Consider the following 19,336-nt stretch of genomic DNA (forward strand, 5'->3'; position numbering starts at 1 on the left):
GAATTATGGCGCGGCACCCGCCGGAAAGCGGGGCGGGTGCGCCCGGATGCGGTAGATGTCAACGGCGGCCCGGTCGTCTTGGAAGACCTTGACAATTCGCCGGTGCTGCCGGTAGACGTGATTGATATAGGCGCCCTGGGGCGAATCGCTGCGCACCACGACCTCGGTGACATCGAGCTGCAGGAGAAGATCGACGGAGGCCTTTGCCGGGAACTCGGCCATCGGCCATTTGAGGTTGATGAAATGGGGCGGAAAATAACCCGAATAGCCGTTGAGCATCGGCCGCCGATGGTACGTCTGCCAATACATCCAGAGCGCTTCCTGTTCGTAGGAGGCGGGGTCCGGCTTGAAGGCGAACGGGAGACAGACGATGGCGCCGTTCTCGGGCGGCAGACCTGCTACATGTTCCGTCCACGCCCGATGGGTGGTGGCATCTGGCGGGCGATAAAGCGGCTGCGCGGGCGGCGGTTGTTCCAAGGCCGCCGCGATGCCGACCGCGGCGATCAGGGCTGCCAGCGCCTTTCGCACGGCCGGCGCGGTGCTCAGTCTCCGAGTGGCGACCAGTGCGGCCTGCAGGCCCAGGACGGCAAGCAGGGCGATCATCAAGTGTACCAGTATGGCGAATCGAAACACGTTGCGCGCTTGGCCGAATCCCGGCAGCCAGTCGACCAGCAGCAGATAGGGACGATGACCGGCGATCTGCAGTGTCGGCCCCAGGGACAGTAAAAAGGCGACCACGCCGATCGACAGGCAGACCATGGCCCAGCGCCGCCGGCACGACAACAGAGCCCAGCAGAGGCCGACCAGCGCCAGGCCAACCTTGAAAGAGCCGGGATTCAACCTGAAACCGTGACCGGTGGCGGTCGACCCCGCACCGTTCGAACCGAGGAGGGTGGGCCAGACCGGGCTCAGGTAGTCCGCCGGGCGTGCCGACAGTTCGGCCAGATAGCCCGGGGCGTGGACCAGCCCGGCGGACCCCAGCGTCTGGTAGTGAGCGAGGATCACCGGCAGGCAGCAAACCAGGCAGACGAGCCCCCCGGCCGCGAGCGATATCCAGGTCCGTGCCTGTCCCAGCAGTGGCACCGTCAGCCAGAGGCCGGCGATGGCCAGGGAGGCGAGCAGAAACAGCCCGTAATACGAGCAGAGCAACAAGGTCAGTGCCAGCGATGCCCCGAGCAGGACACCCCGACCGATTTCCGGTCGCCGGCCGAATCGGTACAGCGCCTGGACAGCCAGCAGGATACCGAACACTGGGATCAATTGCAGCACGCCGAGCCAGGAGTGAACCAGCGGCAGCAGGGCGACAAACCCACCGCCGGACCAGGCGGCCAGCCGGTGCAGGTAGAGCTGGCGCAACAGGCGGCAGGCGATCCAGCCGTTCAGCCAGATAAAGAGGATGACAAGCAAGTTGTAGGCGGCGATCCGATTGCCGGTCAGCCAGATGATCGGTGCGGCGGCAACACTCAGTGGTTGCGGTTCGGAATAGGCGAAGCTGCCGTCGGCCGGATAAAAAACCGGCGCATCCCAATAGCCCTGATAACCGGCGGCGGCCCGGTCACTATTCCACCAGATGGTCCAGACGTTGAACAGCGGCACAGTGGCCGCCGGTTCTGTGCCAAGCGGCAGGTGATCGAGGCCGTGACGGGCCAGCGGCCAAGTCGAAGCGATGGCCAGCAGCAGGAAGAAGCAGCCTTCCAGCAGCGTTCGGCATGACCGGCTGATTCGCCGGGCATGCCGAACTTCCGGTGCCCGTTGTTTATCACCCATCAAGGTTGTCGCGGCGCTCCTTTGTGCACTCCTGCGGGTCTTGCCGGACGGCTGGCCCGATACCAGCCGAACAGGCCGGTCAGGCCGAAGATGATACCAAGTCCGGCGAGAACCTGGCTGGTCCGGTCACGGCCCGTCACTAAAGGTCCCTCCGTTGCCGTGACGGTTGGGGATTCAGCCTTGGAATCGCTGACGGTTACCGGCAATTTGTGCTGGTGCCCCATACCGTCGTTGGCCGTGACCAGCCAAGGGCCGGCCTGGTCAGGTGAGAAACAGAATATCCCGTGGCGATCAGTGGCGCCGGACTGGAACGGTTGGTCCAGTCCGGGGGCGGTGACGGACACCTTGACATAGCCCATCGGTTCTCCGTCGTCGTATGAAAAAAAAGAGCACGACGTCTTCCGGTCAACAACGGCACCGATAGTCCCGTGAGCCAGGGCAGCAGAGGCACCGGTGAGGATGAACAGCAGTGCGGCCAGTACACCGCCGCCGAGCGCCCGGCAAACGGGCCGGGTGCCCGGGGGTGCTGTCGTGTCGTTCGGGCCGTTCATGGGATTTCAAAGGTCAATGCCGAGCGAAACGATTCCACATCGCACTCTTCGGGGTCGGCGAACGGTTCCTTGAGCGAGACGGTGACCAGCCAGGCGCCGGAATGAAGGATCTTGACGGTGCCGTAGCCGTCTTTGTCGGTGCCGGCGGCATAGGCAAACACTCCGTTGTCGTTGGAAAAGCCGGCATAGGTCGCATAAAACTCGGTCTTCAGCGGTTGGTCCTGGTAGAGGACGCGAAACGGCAGGAAATCACCGACCCGAAGCTTGGCCGGGTTGACGAGCGGCACGATCTCGATTGCATGACCGACGACCGTGTCGACCGTTCCATTCGATCCGTCCACGTTGGCAATGGCTTTCATGAAAGAGTTGGAACGAGAGCAGCTGAGGACATTGTCCAGCCCCTTTTTCGACTGGCGTTTGCTGCCCTCCGTGGTCTTCGTGTAAAAGCTCGTCGCCCGACTCATGGCGATGATATAGGCGCCGGGTTGGCTCGGTCCTTCGATCGATTGAAATTGCAGATCGTTGACCGCTTCGGCGCCGATTTTCCCGGCGCCGTCGGGACCGATGATCGCCATCTCGCCGACGGCGTCCGCGCTCATCAGGCCGGACAGAGGGAAGCGGTGGCCCCAGCCGATGGTCCATTTCAAGTTCCGCCCGGCGGCCAAGTTGCTGTCCTCCATGTTGATCCACGGGAAATGGGCCTGAGCGGAAAGCGCGGTGCCGGCGATGATGGCTGCCGCAGTCAGCAGGGTGATAAGGTGTTGTCTGAACTGCCTCATGGTATTTTCTCCTTTTTGTTAAAGAGCGATGTCGAGTTTGACAATAAAGGTCTGTCCGGTGCGGAAGTAATATTCGCTGCCCTTGTCCGAATCGAAGATATTGTCGGCCTGGAAGGTGAGTTTCCCTTTGCTGCCCAGTCGCTTATAGATATTGGCATCGACGGTGACGTGGCCGTCTATCTCATTGGTATTGGCTGTATCGGCGTACTGCCGGGAGTTGTAGGAGAACAGTGCCGACCCGCCTAATCCCCACGGCGCGTACTCGTAGGCCGGGGCGATGGTGATCTGGTGGTTCGGGGTGTACGTCAGTTCGTTTCCGCTCTCCTGGTTTTCCGAATCGGTATAGGTATAAGAGGCGGACAGGGTGAAGTCGTCGCCCAGCAGCAGTCGGGCGGTCAATTCAACCCCCTGGGTCATCGCCTGCTCAATGTTGCGATAGATGCGCAGTTCCTCGCCGTTGAACGTGGCGTCGGCAATCTCGCTGACCACCATGTCGTCGATATCGTTGCGGAACAGGCCGAGATTGACGATGAGGGTGTCGTTGAGCAGCCACTGCTCAACACCGAGCGAATAGCCGATCGAAGTCTCGGGGTCGAGATCGGGGTTGGACTGGATCCAGAAGGGGCTGTGGTAAAACGGAACGTCGTAATAGAGCTGTCGGATGGTCGGCGACTTGAAAGCCCGACCCACTGCCCCTCTGACGGTGGTGCTGTCAGTCAGCCGGTACATCATGCTCAGCTTTGGATTGACTGAGCTTCCGAAGGTGGAATGATGGTCCAGGCGAACCCCCGGTATCATGGTCAGGCTGTCGAACAGGGTGGTTTCATCCTGGGCGAAGAGACTCCAGGTGACGACATCCTCCTTGACCGTGGTTCGAGTGCCGTTGCTGTTGTCGATCAGATAATCGATGCCTTGCTGCTGCACCTCGGCGCCGACGGTGATCGCTTGCCACTTATTGAAGTACAGGGTGTACTGTGCCTCCGCCTGGTCGTAGCCGATGCTGCCGTGCTGGTGTGAAGCAGTGCTGATGTTGTCGAAGTCGTCGATATAATGATAGCCCTTCACGTATAACACCTGGCTCTCCGAAGGCGTCCAGGTGCCTCCGGCGGAGATTCGGTAACTGTCTTCGGTTCGCGGACTGGCTCCCTCTCTTTCAAAAACCGAAGCCTCTCCCTTGAGCCAGACATCGACGACCTCACTGACACTCATATCGGCTTTGGCCATCAACGAATGGCGATCCGAGTCGATGGGGTCTTGGCCGACACTTTCCCCGCTTTCGTAGGAATAGCTGGCCAGGTAACCGATTTTCTCGTGAGGACGGTCACCGATATAAAGCGAATACTCGGAAAGGGTGCGGCTACCGTCGTCGCTGGTCGAGGTGACGACGCCGTCACGCACCTGGTCGTTGATCGTGTACCAGCCGTAGGATGCAGAACCGCCGGCGAGCATCTCCCCAGGAGTCTTGCGGGTGATGACATTGATGACGCCGACCAGTGCATCACTGCCGTAGAGAACCGAACCGGGTCCTTTGACCACCTCGATGCGCTCGATCATGGCCACCGGGATCTGGTTCAACCCCACCGCGTATTCGCCGTGGGCACCGCTCTGGCCGCTGCCGTGGACGCGCTGGCCGTCGATCAGGATCAATCCGTAGCCGTTGTTGAAATCAAGGCCTTGCATACGTACCCGTGAGGTGCCGTCGCCGAACACATCGTCGATTCCCGAGGTGTTGATTCCGGGAACCGTTTTGAGCACGTCGCCGATCGTCTGGGCATTGGACAGCTCGATGTCGGTACGGTTGATCAGAATGGTTTCCACCGGCACGTCCTTGAGGGCATGCGGGGTGCGCGTGCCGGTGACGACGATCTCCTCGAGCCGGTCGACCGGCTGCCCGGTCTCCGCCCCGACGAGGCCGGCGGAGAGCATAACTGCCAGCACGCAAGACGCTTTGAAGCATTTTTTTGACATGAACAAATACCTCCTCTTTTGGTCGGTGACGTCCGTCCAGCAGCGTGGTCATGGAGCTACCGTTGATAGTCACTGGAGCGGACAGGATAAAAACATGTCCCTGCCGGTAGAGGAGGCTGTTGCAGCGGTGAGCGGTCCGTGAAGATACCGGGCGGTAAAAACCGCGCGCGATTGACTTTTAACGGAGCGAGTGCTACCAAGGAGACAGGCTTCCTCTTCAAACCAGGGGGCTGACTGGGGGAAGGCGACCAATGGCTCTGGCCGGAGCGGGTCACCTTCCCCCCTTTTTGTCGTTTCGTTCTCCTCGTGATTGAAGTGGTGCACAAAATATTTTGTGTTATCGACTCTCGCCGGTCAGGCTCTACAAGTCCTTGTTATGTCGCTGCTTGTCCTCACCAAGCTGTTGCGTTGCGGTAATCACCGGCAGGTGATTGCTCGTCTGTTCCGGTGCTGATGAGTGCGCCCCGGGCAGCGCTGTCAACCTTCAATGGCTCTTGCTGGTTTGTTGTTCGGACAGCAGGGTTGCATACTCGGCCATTCGGGCAGCCTGGGCATGTTGCTTGCCATCTCTTTCGGCAAGCCTGCGGTACAGCAGGGCCGCCTCTTCGTAACGTTGCAGTTCGTAGAGCAGATCGGCCCGGTGGGCGAGTAGCCGCGGATCCTCGGACTGTGCCGTACACGCCTCGATCTCCTCAAGTGCCTGCTCGTTCCGATCAAGCTGGCGCAGGGCGACCACCAGGTTGAGAAGAACCTGTCGGTCGTCATCTTTCAGCAGGCGTCGATAGCGCGGGGCGGCCTGGCTCGGAATTCCTAGCTGCAGGAACAGATCGGCGACGATCTTGGTCTCCTGCTCGGAAAGCGGTTCCAGGTAGCTGCTGATCACCAATGCCGCCAGTGCTGGCTGGTAGGCACCATCTTGAAGGTGGATATGGGCGCGTGCTTTCCACCATTTGACCTGGGTCGGCGCCGATTCCGTCAGCAAGCAGGCATAGTCCCGGGCCTCGGCGAGCATCTCCAGCTGCAGGTAGAGATGGAGCAGCATTTCCTGCCATTGTAACTGTTTATCGCCCGTGAAAGCGCCGGCGAGATGGCGTATCTGGGGCAACGCCTGACGGCTGCGGCCGGCGGCGAGCAGGGCGTGGACGTACTGCTCGAGCCAGGTGTTTTCAATTCGGCCGGGAAAGGAGGCCAGCAGCCGTTCGAACTGGTTGATGGCGCTGTCGTGATCGCCGGCCAGCAGGAAGGCGACACCGCTGTAGTAGAGGTAATCGGGACTGGCGTCAGGATCGCCGGAAAAGGCCTGGTCAAAAGCTGTGGCGGCACGGTGATAGTCATCGAGATCGTAAGCGGCCTTGCCGAGATTCGCCCAGGCCGATCGATGGCCGGGATCTCGCTTGACCGCATCTTCCAGGGCCTTGACGGCCTGCCGGCAGTCGCCGGTCAGCAGATAGCAGGTACCCAGCGTGTACAGGATTTCTGCATGATGAGCAGCGGCGTGTCGTGCTTCCTTTTCGGGTGCGGCCGTCCGGGCGATAAACGCGTTGAGGATATCAATGGCATCGGTGTATCGGTCTTCGTTCATCATCGCTCCGGCCTTGGCCAGCACTGCCCGGACCGGTGCCGGCAGCCCGTCGCCGGCTGTCAACGCCGGGCTACCGGGAGCTAGGAGAAATGCGCTGGTCAGCAATAACACGGACAGGAGTTTGACGACGGCAGGGATGAAGGCTGCGTGGCTCTGCTTGGTCAATGGTTTACTCATGGCGACGGGGGGCGATGTCCATTGTTTTTATTGGTCCAGCTGGAAACGAACCGTCGTTTCTGCTTTGGCTTTGACCGGCACGCCGGCGATGGTACCGGCGCGGAAGCGCCAGCCGGAAACCGCCGAGATGACCGGAGCGTCGAAAATCCCATCCGGCTGGCTTTCCTTCACCACGACTTCGCCGACACTGCCGTCCTCGTGCACGACAAACTCGACCCGCACCCAGCCTTCGATACGACGATGTCGTGCCCGGTGGGGATAGACGGGAGGAATACGGGTGGTTACCAGCAGCGGGGCATCGAGCTGCGCCGCAGAAAAGATGTCGCTCCCGCCGGTAAAGCTGATCTTGGCCAGGTCCACCGATAGGGAAAGTTCCGGAGGCCCCTCCGGCAGCAGCGGATTGACGGCAAACGGTAGTTTCGGCTTGCTGAGCAGCGGTTTCGGCGGCGCCGGTTCCGGCGGTTTGGGCTGTGGTTTTGGTTCGGGCGGCTGGGGCGTCTGTTTTTTGACCGGATCGTCGGGTTTGGGCAGGCGAATGACGGTGATCGCCGGCACCAACTCGGTGAACTGGGGTTCGTCTGTTGGCAGATGCAGCAGGGTCGGCATCAGGATGAAGAGCACGCCGTTGATGGTCAAGGCAATGATGATGGTGCCGAGACGATGCAGCCAGACGTGCCGTCGGCCGACTACTTCCTGATAGCCACGGGAGGTGTTGATCAGTGTCGCTTCCATCTGTCAGTGTTGCGGAAGTTGTGCAGCCAATGACACCTGATCGGCACCGGCCTGCCGGCAACCATCCATGACCGCGATAGTGGTACCGGTGGTACTGCCCTTATCGGCGACCACCACCACTGCTCCCTCCGGGTTCTCGGCCAGGGCCCTTTCCACGTTGGCCCGCACCGTCCTGATGTCGATTTCCCGGTTGTCGAAAAAGACCCGATTGTCGGCGTCGATACCGACCAGGATGGTCGCTTTGGGTTTGCTCACTGCCGTAGCCGCGGTCGGGCGGCTGATGTCGATACCCGTTTCCTTGACAAAGCTGGTGGTGACGATGAAAAAGATCAGCAGGATGAAGACCATGTCGATCAGCGGGGCGATGTTGAGCTCCACGGTTGACCGGTTGGCGCGTCGGGTAGTAGCAATAGGTAGCATGGGTATCAGCTCCGGCCGGCTTGTTGCGCCATATGCGCAGGTTCTTGATTCACAATTGTCGTCTCAGGTACAAACCGGCAGCACCAAGGTGTTTGGCGAGATTACCAGCCCGGCGGTCGAGAAATCCTTTCATGTACAGGCCGGGGATGGCGACCAGCAATCCGGTCTGCGTCGAGATCAGTGCTTCGGATATGCCGCCGGCCATGGCCCTGGCGTTGCCGGTACCGAAGATGGCCATTACTTCGAAGGTGGCGATCATGCCGAGCACCGTGCCGAGCAGGCCGAGCAGTGGGGCGATCGCGGCCAATACGCCGATAACCGGAAGGCGAGCCGAGAGCGAGCGCTGCAAGGTGGTCACGGTCTCATCAAGGATGTAGCGGTCAACCTCCGTTCTGCCGCTGCGGGCGGTGAGGAACCGCTGCACCAGCAGACCGGTGATCCCGCCGGACGCCCCGGACCGCGGCAAACGGCCGCTGCGCAGGTGTTCCCCGGCATCCTCGAAACTCATGCTGCGGCGCTGCAACCGCCTGATGAACAGGGCCCGTTCGACGATGAGCAACCACATCAAAACGCTGACCGCGATCAGCGGCAGCATCACGATACCGCCGGCTCGCAGATAGTCGGCCAGTTGCTGGCACGGGGCGAGGAGTTGTTCAGGCAGCGTCATGACCGGTTTTCTGGACCAGGTTGATCAGCGCCATTGCCTTTTCTTCCATGTGGGCGATGCGGTTGTCGATGGTGCGGTTGAGCAGGGTGTGTACGAGCATGATCGGAATAGCGACCGACAGGCCAAGCATGGTCGTTACCAGGGCCTCGGAAATGCCGCCGGACATCATGTGCGGGTCGCCGGTCCCGTAGCGGGTGATCACGTCGAAGGTGCTGATCATGCCGGTCACCGTGCCGAGCAGCCCGAGCAGCGGGGCGATGGCGGCCAGCATGCCAAGTGTTGACAGGAATCGTTCCAGCGGCGGGATCTCACGCAAAATCGCTTCCTGCAGGGCATTTTCCATGATGTCGCGCTGTTGCCGGTAACAGTCGAGACCGGCGTCCAGAACGCGGGCCAATGGTTTGCCGAGCCGCCGCCGGCACTCCTCGCGGCAGGCCTGCCAGTTGCGGTCGACGGCCAGGGCAGCCAGTCGTTCGGTGAAGGCGTCGGCGGGAAGTCTGGTGCGCCAGAGAAACAGCAGCCGCTCGCCGACGATAAGCAACGCGACCAGGAGAATGCCCAGGATCGGCCAGATCAAGGGCCCGCCCGAGCCGATCTTCTGCCACAGGTTCAGCTGATGGGCAAGCTGGCTCAGGGCTGCGCCGCGGGTGATATCCAGCGGCACCGCCTCGGCCGCACCATCCAGGTAGCTGCCGAGTTGCCGGCGGAGACCGCGCGGCGGCAGGTTGGCCAGAGCGAACAGGGCGCCGCCGGCTGGGGAAGGGGAAAGATAGCCGATTTCCTGACCGACGCGATAGGCGGCGGTGAAATCGCCCAGGATCAGGATGTCCGCCTCGACGGCGGTCCCCGATCGGTCGACGATCGGGCCGCGTTGCAGGCGGACGCTGGCGGCCCCGGCGATCTGCTGCCAGAGTAGGTCAATCATCCGATTGATGTCATGGAGCCCGGGAAACCGACCTTGCTCAGCGATGTCGTTGAGAAGTGCCGGTGTTCCTCCCGCCAGGGCACTTTGCAGACTGGTGCTGAGGTGGCTGGAGATGTCTTTGGCGAACATCCTGATGACGCCCACGAGTTCGCGGATTATCGCGTCGGTCGCCGCCAGTCGCTCGGTGAGCAGGGTTTCCTGTTCAGCGAGTTGTTGCCCCTCCTGCTCCAGGGTGGCCACCGCTTCTTCCAGGGAAACAACCTCCGCTTCGAGCCGGGTGATTTCCTGCTCCAACGACGAACGGTCGCCGGTGATTCTTTCCCGGCTGCGCCGGGCTTCTTCCCGGGCCGTTTCTTCTTCCATGCGGGCCTGTCCTTCTAGGGCGAGCACCGCCTTGCGCACGGCAATTCGCTCCTCCCGCATATCCACGGCGGCGGACGAATCGCTCGTCGTGGCGGCTGCTGTAAACGGCGCCCAACAAAACAGGAAAAAAAGCAGCACGGAGTGCGAGCCAGACAAGAAAGCCTTTATCATAGGTGGATCCTTCCCAGCGGCAAGGTGAGCAGATCTGCCGGGCGCCGTTTGAAACCGATGTGCATGGCCGCTTCGATAGATTTGTTATAGCGTTGCGGCAGCTCTGTCCAGGTCGTTTTTGCCAGGTTGAAATAGCCGCAGGTGTGTGCGTCGATGCTCTGGAAAAACAGAGCGATCCGGCCGAGCCTGAAGATGTTGACCAGCAGATCGCGATCATCCAGCCGAATGGTCTGCTGGGACACTTCGATGGTGGTGCCGTATTCCGCCTCGATCAGCAGCGCTTCCATGGCCTTGCGGAAATGTTCGCTGACGCTGATCTCCAGATCGCCGGACAGTTCCTGGAGACGATCGAGCCGCCGCCGGCGTTCATCCGGCAGGAATGGCAGGTCTTCGACGACAAATCGCTGCAGATCGGCGGTCAGCTCGGCGATGAGCGGCTTTATTTCGGTCTGGATCTGTTCGATATCGTCGATTTCCTGCTGCTTTCCGGCAATGCGCTGACCGGTTGCGTCATTGCTGGCCGTCATCTCCTGCCGACGGGCGGTCAACTGCTCCCGTCTCTGCTGCAACTCCTCATAGCGGAGCATCAGTGTCTGTTTCTCCGCGCGCCATTGTTCTTCATGCTGCTGTGTGTCCTGTCGGATCTGGACGGATTCGACCACCGGCTTCTCGATGGTTTCAAGAGAGGGTGCAGCCTGTGTGATTCCGTGCGGGTCGATTAGATGTAGCAGAATCGATAGAAACAACAGCCAATGAGGACGGGAAAAAACAGCAGGCATGGAATCCTCCATTTAGTAATACTAAAAATTGAAATGTGTTACTGTGACTCCGAAGTTTTGAATTGTCAAGATAAATTCCTGAGACATTTGAAAACCTTTTTCGTACTCGATCGATCAGTGGGGTACGGGGAGAGGGTCCTGATATTCCGTTAACATTTCCCTTGTTCTCCGTAATTTGAAGTTCCGTGACAACGGTCATGCCCATCACGGCCGGCTTGTCGACAAGCTCTGCCGCTGCTTGAGATGAGGCAACGATGATCGGCAGGCAAAGAAAGATAGGAAAATGCCTGGGCATACAACCCCCTCCTTCAGGTAACACTTGCGGCCGGGGGAAAAGAAAAATCCCCGGACCATGTTAATGATCCGGGGATGCCCTGTTTTATCCACAGAAAAGACATGCGAAACCCTGGTCCACGAGGTTTCGACGGTTCTCTTCAGGCAGGTCTTCTGACTTTCCTGCTCTACCAGCGGCCTTCCCACAAAATGCAGTGGCACCCAAGGCTGGGAGAGTTCCTTACAACAACACGAAGGACAGGATTACAGCGGCGGGCCCGTCCCGGATTTGCACCGGGTTCCCTTTTCATCCACCGAGGTGGAACCTGAAGATAATGACGCATCAATAGAATAGATTGTTTCCAGTGTCAAGACTATTTCACGCTTCTTATCGAAGGGTTTTCCGTTATATCTCCCTCCTTTTCTTGCCCTGATGGTCGGATCAATTTTCCAAATTAACGGGTCACTAGGAACAAAGGGGACAGCCATGCTTCATCTTGGCGCCCCCCTTAATTCATCACCTTAACAATGCAGTTTTATCCACCGAAGTCGTAATCGAACCCTACTCCCGTGGTGTCGTTAAAAGTATTGGAGAAGAAGGAGCGGTCGAGTCGGTGGGCAAGGATTGTTAACAAGCACCGCCTGGCCTGGTTTCCTGTGTCGTCTACCCAGACCCATGGTGCCATGAAATTGGGCTTCGGAGCAGATTTTGGCTGGAGGGTGATAAAGTGTTGTACTCAATTCCTGAATAGAATACGTTTTACGATGAATCACGTATCCGGATGGTTTGCATTCCAGCTCATTCTTGTAAAATCAATCTGATTCATCAGCGCGAAGAATTCCAGGAGAACTGTGATGATCCGACCAGGATTTGCGAGAACTTCATTCAGTAGAAAATTACACGTGTTTCTCTCCGTTTTCTTGATTTTTGCCGGACCAGTGGTGCCGGTTGTTACCGGGCAGGTCCTGTCTTGGGACGAGGCGGTCAGCGGTGCCCGTGGTCAGACGGTCGATTGGTACATGTGGGGTGGCTCGCCGGCGGTCAATGCGTATGTGAACGGCTATCTGGCGGACGAGGTGAAACGGCGTTACGATATCACCCTGCGCCAGGTGCCGGTCAAGGATATCGCCGAGGTGGTCAGCAAGCTGGTGGTCGAGAAACAGGCAGGCAAGGATGACGGGGGGAGTGTTGATCTGATGTGGATCAACGGTGAGAATTTTCGCACCTGCCTGCGGTATGGTCTGCTTTATGGTCCGTTTGCCGATGTCTTGCCGAATCAGCGCTATGTCGATTGGACTAACCCGACGGTAAAAAACGATTTTGGCACGCCTGTGGAGGGGATGGAGTCACCGTGGGGCAGTGCCCAAATGGTGATGGTCTACGATCGTGCTCGAATCGCCGAACCGCCACGCTCGGTCGGTGCACTGCTCGAGTGGATCCAGGCCCATCCGGGACGTTTCAGTTATCCGGCACCGCCTGATTTCACCGGCTCGGTCTTCATCCGGCACATCTTTTATCATGTGGCCGGCTCGGTCGATCGCTGGCAGGGTGACTATACCCAGGCCGAACTGGAACAGGCCGCCGAAAAAACGTATCTAGTCCTTCGTGAGCTGCAACCCGCTCTCTGGCGGGGTGGTTCGACCTATCCGGAGTCGCCGGTTCGAATGGACACGTTGTTTGCCGACGGCGAGTTGGACTTTTCCTTTTCCTATCATCAGGGGGACGCGTCGCGTAAAATCCTCGACGGGTTGTTCCCTGACACGGTGCGAACCTACGTCTTTGACGAAGGGACGATTGCCAATACCCACTTCGTGGCGATTCCTTACAATGCGGCTGACAAAGCGGCGGCGATGGTGGTCGCTGACTTTTTGCTGTCGCCCGAGGCGCAGCTGGAAAAAGCGAAGCCCGGGGTCTGGGGTGATTTTCCGGCGCTGAGCCAGCAAAAATTGCCGCCGCAGTGGCAGCAACGGTTTGCCGATCTGCCGCGCGGACCGGCAACGCTTGACGACGTCGAACTGCAGTCCCATCAACTTCCCGAGCCGCCAAGTGAAATCCTGATCCATCTGGAACAGGGCTGGGAACAGCAGGTCTTGAAGAACCGCTAATGCTCCATCCCGGCACGTCGTCCACTCCTGCCGTCCGGCCGACGGGTAGAACGACAACGGCGGGAACGCTCTGCCTCCTGCTCGGTCCCGCGCTGGCGGTGGTGCTTGTCTTGTTCGCCGGCGGACTGGTGCTCGGCATGCTGCAGGCCGGCGGTTATGTGCCGGGCCGCGGGCTTTCCTCGCTTACCGTGGAGCATGTCGGAAACGTCCTGCTCGATTCCGAACTGCTGCGCAGTTTCGGCCTGACCTTCTACATCTCGGCAACCTCGACGCTGATCGCCTGCCTGGTCAGTGTGCTGCTGGCGATGGCCTTGGTCAGGCTGGCCGGCCGTAGCCGGACCATCTATTTCCTGCTGCAACTGCCACTCACCGTTCCCCACCTAGTGATCGCCATATCCGTGTTGCTGCTACTTTCCCCTTCCGGGCTGATTGCCCGGCTGGGCGTGACAGTCGGCTTGATCGACGGAGCCTCGTCGTTTCCGCTGCTGGTCAACGACCCGCTCGGTATCGGCATCCTGGCGGTATATGTGTGGAAGGAGATACCGTTCATCACCTTTATGCTGTTGGCGGTCCTGAAAAATATGGGAACCGAGCTGCTCGAAGCCGGAGCGACCCTGAAAGCGACCAGGCGCCAACGCTTTTTCCATATCACCCTGCCGATTATTGCTCCGGCTCTGGGGGCTTCCGGGCTCATCGTCTTTGCCTTCACCTTCGGCGCTTTCGAGGTTCCCTATCTGCTCGGTCGCACCCATCCGCTGCTGCTGCCGGTCTGGGCGTATCGCAACTACAGCGATATCGATCTGCTTTCCCGACCCGAAGGAATTGCGATTGGCTTGCTGATCACGGTGATCATCATCGTCTCTATCGTCCTGTCGCATCTGCTTCTCGGCTTTGCCCGCAAACGGGGAATCACCGTATGAACGGGCGGGGGCGATTGTTGTTCTGGACGATCGTGCTAAGCGTCGGTATGCCGTTTGTGCCGCTGCTGCTCTGGTCGTTCAGCGAGCGCTGGTTCTTTCCGGCTCTGTGGCCGCAAGATTTCGGCCTGCGGGCCTGGGGCTATGTCTTCACCACTGCCGGCAGCCAGATTCTCGGCGGCCTGACCACCAGTTGCCTGCTGGCGCTGACCACCGCAGCAATCTCTCTGCTCGTCGGCATTCCCGCCGGCCGTGCCCTGGGGCTCTACAATTTTCCCGGCAAACGGTTGGTGGCCTTGGTGCTGATCATGCCGATCATCGTACCGCCATTGGCCGTGGCGATGGGACTGCATCTCTGGTTTATCCGGCTCGGACTGGCTGAGACTTTTGCCGGTGTGGTGCTCATTCATCTCACCTTTTGCGTGCCCTATGCGATTTTTGTGCTCTGGGGCGTATTCAGCGATTATAACCCGGAAATCGAAGAACAGGCGCGGACCCTGGGCGCCTCGGCCGGCCGCGTGGTTTGGTCGGTCATGTTGCCGATGATCCTGCCCGGCGTCACGGTCGCGGCCTTGTTCTCCTTTCTGCTCTCCTGGTCGCAATATCTCAGCACGTTGATCATCGGCGGCGGCAAACTGCTGACCCTGCCCATCCTGCTCTTTGCCCTGATGGACAGCGGGGACCGGCCGGTGGCCGCGGCCGTCAGCTTGGTCTTCGTGGTGCCGGCTTTTGTTGCCCTGGTGGCCAGTGCCCGGAGCATCGGCCGCCGCGGTCTGCAGGGGGTGCGTTGATGGGCCGTCTCGAACTGCGCGAGTTGACCATCCGTTATGGTGCCAAAACGGTCATCAGCGAACTCAATCTGCAGTTGCAGGACGGCGAGATCCTCTCCTTGCTCGGGCCGAGCGGTGCCGGCAAGAGTACGGTGTTGAAAGCTGTTGCCGGTCTGCTGCCGCCGTTTTCCGGCTCGATCGCGATCAACGGGCAACCGGCGGACCACCTGCCGGCCGAGCGTCGCGATACGGTGCTGATCTTCCAAAAGCCACTGCTCTTTCCCTTTCTCAATGTCGGCCAGAACATCGCCTTCGGCCTGCGCATGACCGGCCACAGGGGAGCGGCCGCCCGGCAGCGGATCGAGCGAATGATCGCGATTACCGGTCTGCAGGGGCTGGAGCTGCGGCGGGTCCACCAATTATCGGGTGGTCAGCAGCAACGAGTGGCACTGGCGCGGGGGCTGGTCCTTGAGCCGTCCATTCTGCTTCTTGATGAACCGTTTTCCTCGCTTGATGCCGAACTTCGCGAACAGATGCGGGAGTTGATCCGCACCATTCAGCAGCAGACGAAGACCACCATGCTCTTCGTCACCCACGACCAGAGCGAGGCCTTTGGTGTCAGCGACCGGGTTGCGCTGCTGCTCGACGGCAGGTTGCGCCAGACCGGCCCGCCGGAACAGGTTTTTTACCGGCCGGCCGATGTCGACGTGGCCCGCTTTTTCGGGTGCAATAATGTGCTGCCCGGCAGTATCCGTGACGGCTATTTCCACGGTGCCCGGGTTCGGGTGCCGACTGAGCGTGCCGATTGCAACGAGGCCGTGGCGATGATCCGGCCGGAGGATGTGCGGCTGTATCCCGCCGTGCCCGGCAGCGACCGACCGACCGGCCGGATCAGCGGTATTCGCTTCCAAGGGGCCATGAGCCGGCTGACCGTGACGACCGAAGACGGTCCGGTATCGGTGCTGTCCATCAGGCCGCACTGGCATCTCGGTGAACTCGTCGGCCTTGAATTCCCAGCTGATCGACTCCATGTTTTTCCCGCAGGGCAAGAAAAATGATACGGCATCATTTTCCGAGCCCGCTTCCAGGCCTTAAGCGATCAGGCTTTTCAGGCCGGGAAGAATCTCGTCTCGGAGTTCCGGACGATCGAGGGCAAAGGAAATATTGGCCAGTTGAAAGCCGGCCTTGTCGCCACAGTCGAATCGTTTGCCGGCAAACGTGTAGCCGAAAACCGGTTGCTCCTCCAGCAGGGCGGCCATGGCATCGGTGAGCTGAATTTCCCCGCCGGCGCCTGTTTTCTTGCGTCCCAGATAGGAGAAAATCTTCGGCGTCAGGATATATCTGCCGATAACCGCCAGGTTGGACGGGGCCTTTTCAGGTGAGGGTTTTTCCACCATCGACCGTACGCGAAAGGTATTGTTGAATGCCGGTTCGGCATCGATTATGCCGTAGCGGTGCGTCTGGTCCTTCGGCACCTCGATTATGGCCATCATCGAGGCCCGGAGTCGGTCGAATTCCTGGATCATTTGATACAATACCGGAACCTCGCTCTGAATCAGGTCGTCCGCCAGCAGTACCGCGAACGGCTCGTCGCCGACGATGTCACGGGCGCACCAGATGGCATGTCCCAGACCGAGCGGTTCGCTCTGCCGGGTATAGACGATATGGCTGCTTTCCGGTATCATCGACCGTACCGTATTCAGCAGGTCGCTCTTGCCCCGCTCCTCAAGGACTTTTTCCAACTCCAGGTTGGTGTCGAAGTGATCCTCCAGGGCGCTCTTTCCTGAGCCGGTGACGAAAATAATCTGTTCGATGCCAGCCGCCAGGGCTTCCTCGACCGCGTACTGGATAATCGGCTTATCCACCACCGGCAGCATCTCCTTGGGCATCGCCTTGGTAGCCGGCAGGAATCTGGTGCCAAGTCCGGCTACCGGAAATACCGCTTTTCTGATTTTCATAGTTATACCTCACAGAGACGGTCGTGCCGTCAGGTTTGGGCAGGCGCTGTGATGCGGCTACCGGGAGCAGGGAAACACGTCATCGTCAAATTCCTGCTTGTTAACCCATTTCAGGGTGTTTACCGTGAATAATATCATTCATTTGGAATAGAACAACCTGGAAAAACACCATCATGGCACCGACACGCAGCGACAGCGAAGAAGCCCTGCAGCGAGCAATGGCGCTGGTCCGCGAATGTATGACCGATCACGGTTTCGTGGCCAGTCAGACTGACAATCATAACTATCGTAGAATCTGGGGACGCGACGGTGTCATCGTCGGCCTGGCGGCCCTGATGACGGGAGAGCCCGATCTGCAGAAGGCAATGCGGAACACCCTGAAAAGCCTGGCTGATCACCAGGGGCCGCACGGCGAAATTCCCAGCAATGTCGACATGGTCAGCGGCCGGATCAGCTACGGCGGCACCACCGGGCGGGTCGATGCCGCCATCTGGTTCGTCATCGGGGTTGCCGAATACTGGCAGGCCAGCGGGGACGAGAGCTTCATCGAGCGGTTGTTGCCGGTTATCGATCGAGTCATGTTCCTGCTCGGCGCCTGGGAGTTCAACAACCGGGGACTGCTGTACATCCCGGCCACCGGCGACTGGTCTGACGAGTTCATTCACAATGGGTACATCCTCTACGATCAGCTGCTCTACCTGCAGGCGCTCCGCTCCTGTTGTTTCCTTTACAATCGCTGCAAGCAGGAACAGCGTCCCGACCTGGCAGAAAAAATCAGCCGGTTGGAAAAGCTGATTCAGGACAACTACTGGTTCGGTGCCCAGGACAAGATCCCGGAACATGTCTATCACGAGGTACTTTTCGAAAAAGGCCGTAAAGCCGCCGATCGCTGCACCCAGCGCTACTGGATGCCGTTCTTTACACCCCACGGCTATGGCTATCGCTTCGACGCTTTTGCCAATATTCTGGCCTCGCTCCTGGATGTTGCCAGCGATAGCCGTCGCCAGGCGGTGGACGCGTATCTGGAAGAAAACGTCGTCCCCTCACGGTTCAAACTCCTGCCGGCCTTTTACCCGGTTATCAAGCCGGTCGACGACGATTGGAAGGACCTCAAGGTCACCTTTTCATACAATTTCAAGAACAACCCTTACGAATATCATAACGGTGGTCTCTGGCAGATGCTGACCGGTTTTTATGTGGCCGATCTGGTCCGGCGCGGTCACCGTAATCGGGCCGAGATGTACCTGCAAGGAATCAACCAGGCCAACCGGTTGCCGATGAACGGAAGGGACTGGGGGTTTGCAGAATATGTCAATGGCCAGACGTTCCGCCCCGGCGGCAATATCGCCCAATGTTGGAGTGCTTCCGCCGCGCTGATGGGGGGGTACGCCCTCAGGGGAAAGCCGGTTTTTTCGATCAATGAAGATCAGGCTCCTCTGCAGTGAGACGGCCTGGAACCTGATCCCCAGCAGCCACGGTACCCGCACGAGTCGGTTTGAGCGCGGGCATCTCATCGGCCACGGCTATTAGAGATTGACCGAAAAAATCAGGTTATGCCGCCGCAACCTGAAACCGAGCACGATCAATACCATCCCGAACAGGATGGCATACAGGCCGATCAACCAGGCCATGACCACCACACCGGCTTCCGGACTGCTGAAAAGAATCAGGCTGAACAGAATGGAGATGATGCCGGAGAGGCCGAGCAGCCACTGGGCGGCCGTCTCTCCTCGCAGGCTGAAGGCCGCCGTCAGTTCCAGCATCCCGGTAAACAGGGCCCAGAAGCCGATGAATAGGATGATGGCCAATACCGTAAGTCCCGGCCAGGCAAGTGCCACGGCGCCGATACCGATCCCCATCAGGCCTTCCAGCAGCAGCAGCCACCAGCGTTGGTCCAGGGACTTGCCCCAGACCGAGGTGGCCAGGGAAAAAATGCCGTCTACGATCAGAAATGCGGCGAACAACAGCGCCAGGACATGCAGGGTTATCCCCGGCAACAGCAGTGCCGCAATACCGAAGAGCACTGCCAGTATGCCGCGGGCCACGAACGCCCACCAGTATGTTCCGTACAGTTTCAGCATGTCCTTCCTCCTTCCTTGCGGTTTTCATTCTGAGCAACAGGGTATAACTGTCTGACCCCTCGCACCCGGGGTATCCGTGCGGTTGATGGTCCTGAAGTTCTTCTCCGGGTTGTTCTGCAAGGTGGCCACAGCTCTCGGATTCAGTTTTTCAAAAACCATGCCACCGATGTTCGATTGCCGTTCAGGAACGGCAATCGAAACCAGGTTCTTCCGGGCAACTAATTTCTTGCGGGCAGACTGAGAGCTGATTCACGGTTGACAAGGCGGCCGTGAATCAGGCCTGGAAAACGGTGAGGGGCTGGCACGGTTGAGCTCGGCACAGGGATGGTTCTGGGGGCTCGGGCCTGCGG

17 protein-coding genes and 1 riboswitch are annotated in these 19,336 nt (G+C 59.6%); of the genes, 5 read left to right on the forward strand and 12 right to left on the reverse strand.

Annotated features, from left to right (window positions below; all coding sequences use genetic code 11):
• Positions 1-3: 3 nt before the first annotated feature.
• The 10 genes from BUC26_RS13320 to BUC26_RS13365 form a co-directional block, all read right to left on the reverse strand.
• A complete protein-coding gene (locus BUC26_RS13320) occupies positions 4-1,767 on the reverse strand; it encodes a hypothetical protein (protein WP_073376813.1) in 1,764 nt (587 codons plus the stop codon).
• Positions 1,767-2,318, reverse strand: coding sequence for a hypothetical protein (locus BUC26_RS13325; RefSeq protein WP_073376815.1), 552 nt, complete (start codon positions 2,316-2,318; stop codon positions 1,767-1,769). Before BUC26_RS13325 ends, BUC26_RS13320 begins: the two co-directional genes overlap by 1 nt.
• Positions 2,315-3,097 (reverse strand): DUF4198 domain-containing protein, encoded by a 783-nt coding sequence (locus tag BUC26_RS13330; protein ID WP_073376817.1) that lies wholly within the window; start codon positions 3,095-3,097, stop codon positions 2,315-2,317. Before BUC26_RS13330 ends, BUC26_RS13325 begins: the two co-directional genes overlap by 4 nt.
• An 18-nt stretch (positions 3,098-3,115) precedes the next feature.
• Positions 3,116-5,065: a TonB-dependent receptor plug domain-containing protein gene (locus tag BUC26_RS13335; RefSeq protein ID WP_073376819.1), complete on the reverse strand. Its 1,950-nt coding sequence runs from the start codon at positions 5,063-5,065 to the stop codon at positions 3,116-3,118.
• 484 nt (positions 5,066-5,549) lie between these two features.
• Positions 5,550-6,812, reverse strand: a complete 1,263-nt coding sequence (locus BUC26_RS13340) for a tetratricopeptide repeat protein (RefSeq protein WP_073376821.1) — start codon at positions 6,810-6,812, stop codon at positions 5,550-5,552.
• Between the two features lie 39 nt (positions 6,813-6,851).
• The gene (locus BUC26_RS13345) at positions 6,852-7,556 is read right to left on the reverse strand and encodes an energy transducer TonB (protein ID WP_073376823.1); all 705 of its coding nucleotides are present in this window, start codon (positions 7,554-7,556) and stop codon (positions 6,852-6,854) included.
• Positions 7,557-7,559: 3 nt separating this feature from the next.
• Positions 7,560-7,976: an ExbD/TolR family protein gene (locus BUC26_RS13350; protein ID WP_073376825.1), complete on the reverse strand. Its 417-nt coding sequence runs from the start codon at positions 7,974-7,976 to the stop codon at positions 7,560-7,562.
• Positions 7,977-8,025: 49 nt separating this feature from the next.
• Positions 8,026-8,643: a MotA/TolQ/ExbB proton channel family protein gene (locus BUC26_RS13355; protein ID WP_208609793.1), complete on the reverse strand. Its 618-nt coding sequence runs from the start codon at positions 8,641-8,643 to the stop codon at positions 8,026-8,028.
• Positions 8,630-10,102 (reverse strand): MotA/TolQ/ExbB proton channel family protein, encoded by a 1,473-nt coding sequence (locus tag BUC26_RS13360; RefSeq protein WP_073376826.1) that lies wholly within the window; start codon positions 10,100-10,102, stop codon positions 8,630-8,632. The genes BUC26_RS13355 and BUC26_RS13360 overlap by 14 nt, the downstream gene beginning before the upstream one ends.
• Entirely contained in the window at positions 10,099-10,881 is a 783-nt protein-coding gene (locus BUC26_RS13365; RefSeq protein WP_073376828.1) for a DUF3450 domain-containing protein, read from the reverse strand. The genes BUC26_RS13360 and BUC26_RS13365 overlap by 4 nt, the downstream gene beginning before the upstream one ends.
• 420 nt (positions 10,882-11,301) lie before the next feature.
• Positions 11,302-11,499: riboswitch (cobalamin riboswitch) on the reverse strand.
• Between the two features lie 510 nt (positions 11,500-12,009).
• Here BUC26_RS13365 and BUC26_RS13370 point away from each other — a divergent pair.
• Genes BUC26_RS13370 through BUC26_RS13385 form a run of 4 tightly spaced genes read left to right on the forward strand, consistent with a single transcriptional unit; the run spans position 12,010 to position 16,005 of the window.
• Positions 12,010-13,260 (forward strand): ABC transporter substrate-binding protein, encoded by a 1,251-nt coding sequence (locus BUC26_RS13370; protein WP_073376830.1) that lies wholly within the window; start codon positions 12,010-12,012, stop codon positions 13,258-13,260.
• On the forward strand, positions 13,260-14,180 hold the full coding sequence (locus BUC26_RS13375; RefSeq protein ID WP_084540662.1) for an ABC transporter permease: 921 nt from the start codon (positions 13,260-13,262) through the stop codon (positions 14,178-14,180). The genes BUC26_RS13370 and BUC26_RS13375 overlap by 1 nt, the downstream gene beginning before the upstream one ends.
• The gene (locus BUC26_RS13380; protein WP_073376832.1) at positions 14,177-14,968 is read left to right on the forward strand and encodes an ABC transporter permease; all 792 of its coding nucleotides are present in this window, start codon (positions 14,177-14,179) and stop codon (positions 14,966-14,968) included. The genes BUC26_RS13375 and BUC26_RS13380 overlap by 4 nt, the downstream gene beginning before the upstream one ends.
• A complete protein-coding gene (locus BUC26_RS13385) occupies positions 14,968-16,005 on the forward strand; it encodes an ABC transporter ATP-binding protein (protein WP_073376834.1) in 1,038 nt (345 codons plus the stop codon). Before BUC26_RS13380 ends, BUC26_RS13385 begins: the two co-directional genes overlap by 1 nt.
• 33 nt (positions 16,006-16,038) lie before the next feature.
• Here BUC26_RS13385 and galU read toward each other — a convergent pair whose 3' ends face one another.
• On the reverse strand, positions 16,039-16,905 hold the full coding sequence (galU, locus tag BUC26_RS13390; RefSeq protein WP_208609794.1) for a UTP--glucose-1-phosphate uridylyltransferase GalU: 867 nt from the start codon (positions 16,903-16,905) through the stop codon (positions 16,039-16,041).
• 173 nt (positions 16,906-17,078) lie between these two features.
• Between galU and BUC26_RS13395 the strand changes: the two genes are divergently transcribed.
• Entirely contained in the window at positions 17,079-18,350 is a 1,272-nt protein-coding gene (locus tag BUC26_RS13395) for an amylo-alpha-1,6-glucosidase (RefSeq protein WP_073376838.1), read from the forward strand.
• Between the two features lie 81 nt (positions 18,351-18,431).
• Here the strand turns inward: BUC26_RS13395 and BUC26_RS13400 are convergent, their stop codons facing one another.
• The gene (locus BUC26_RS13400; RefSeq protein WP_073376840.1) at positions 18,432-18,986 is read right to left on the reverse strand and encodes an HdeD family acid-resistance protein; all 555 of its coding nucleotides are present in this window, start codon (positions 18,984-18,986) and stop codon (positions 18,432-18,434) included.
• Positions 18,987-19,336: the final 350 nt, after the last annotated feature.

The sequence above is a fragment of the Desulfofustis glycolicus DSM 9705 genome, assembly GCF_900130015.1.
Classification (GTDB): Bacteria; Desulfobacterota; Desulfobulbia; order Desulfobulbales; family Desulfocapsaceae; genus Desulfofustis; species Desulfofustis glycolicus.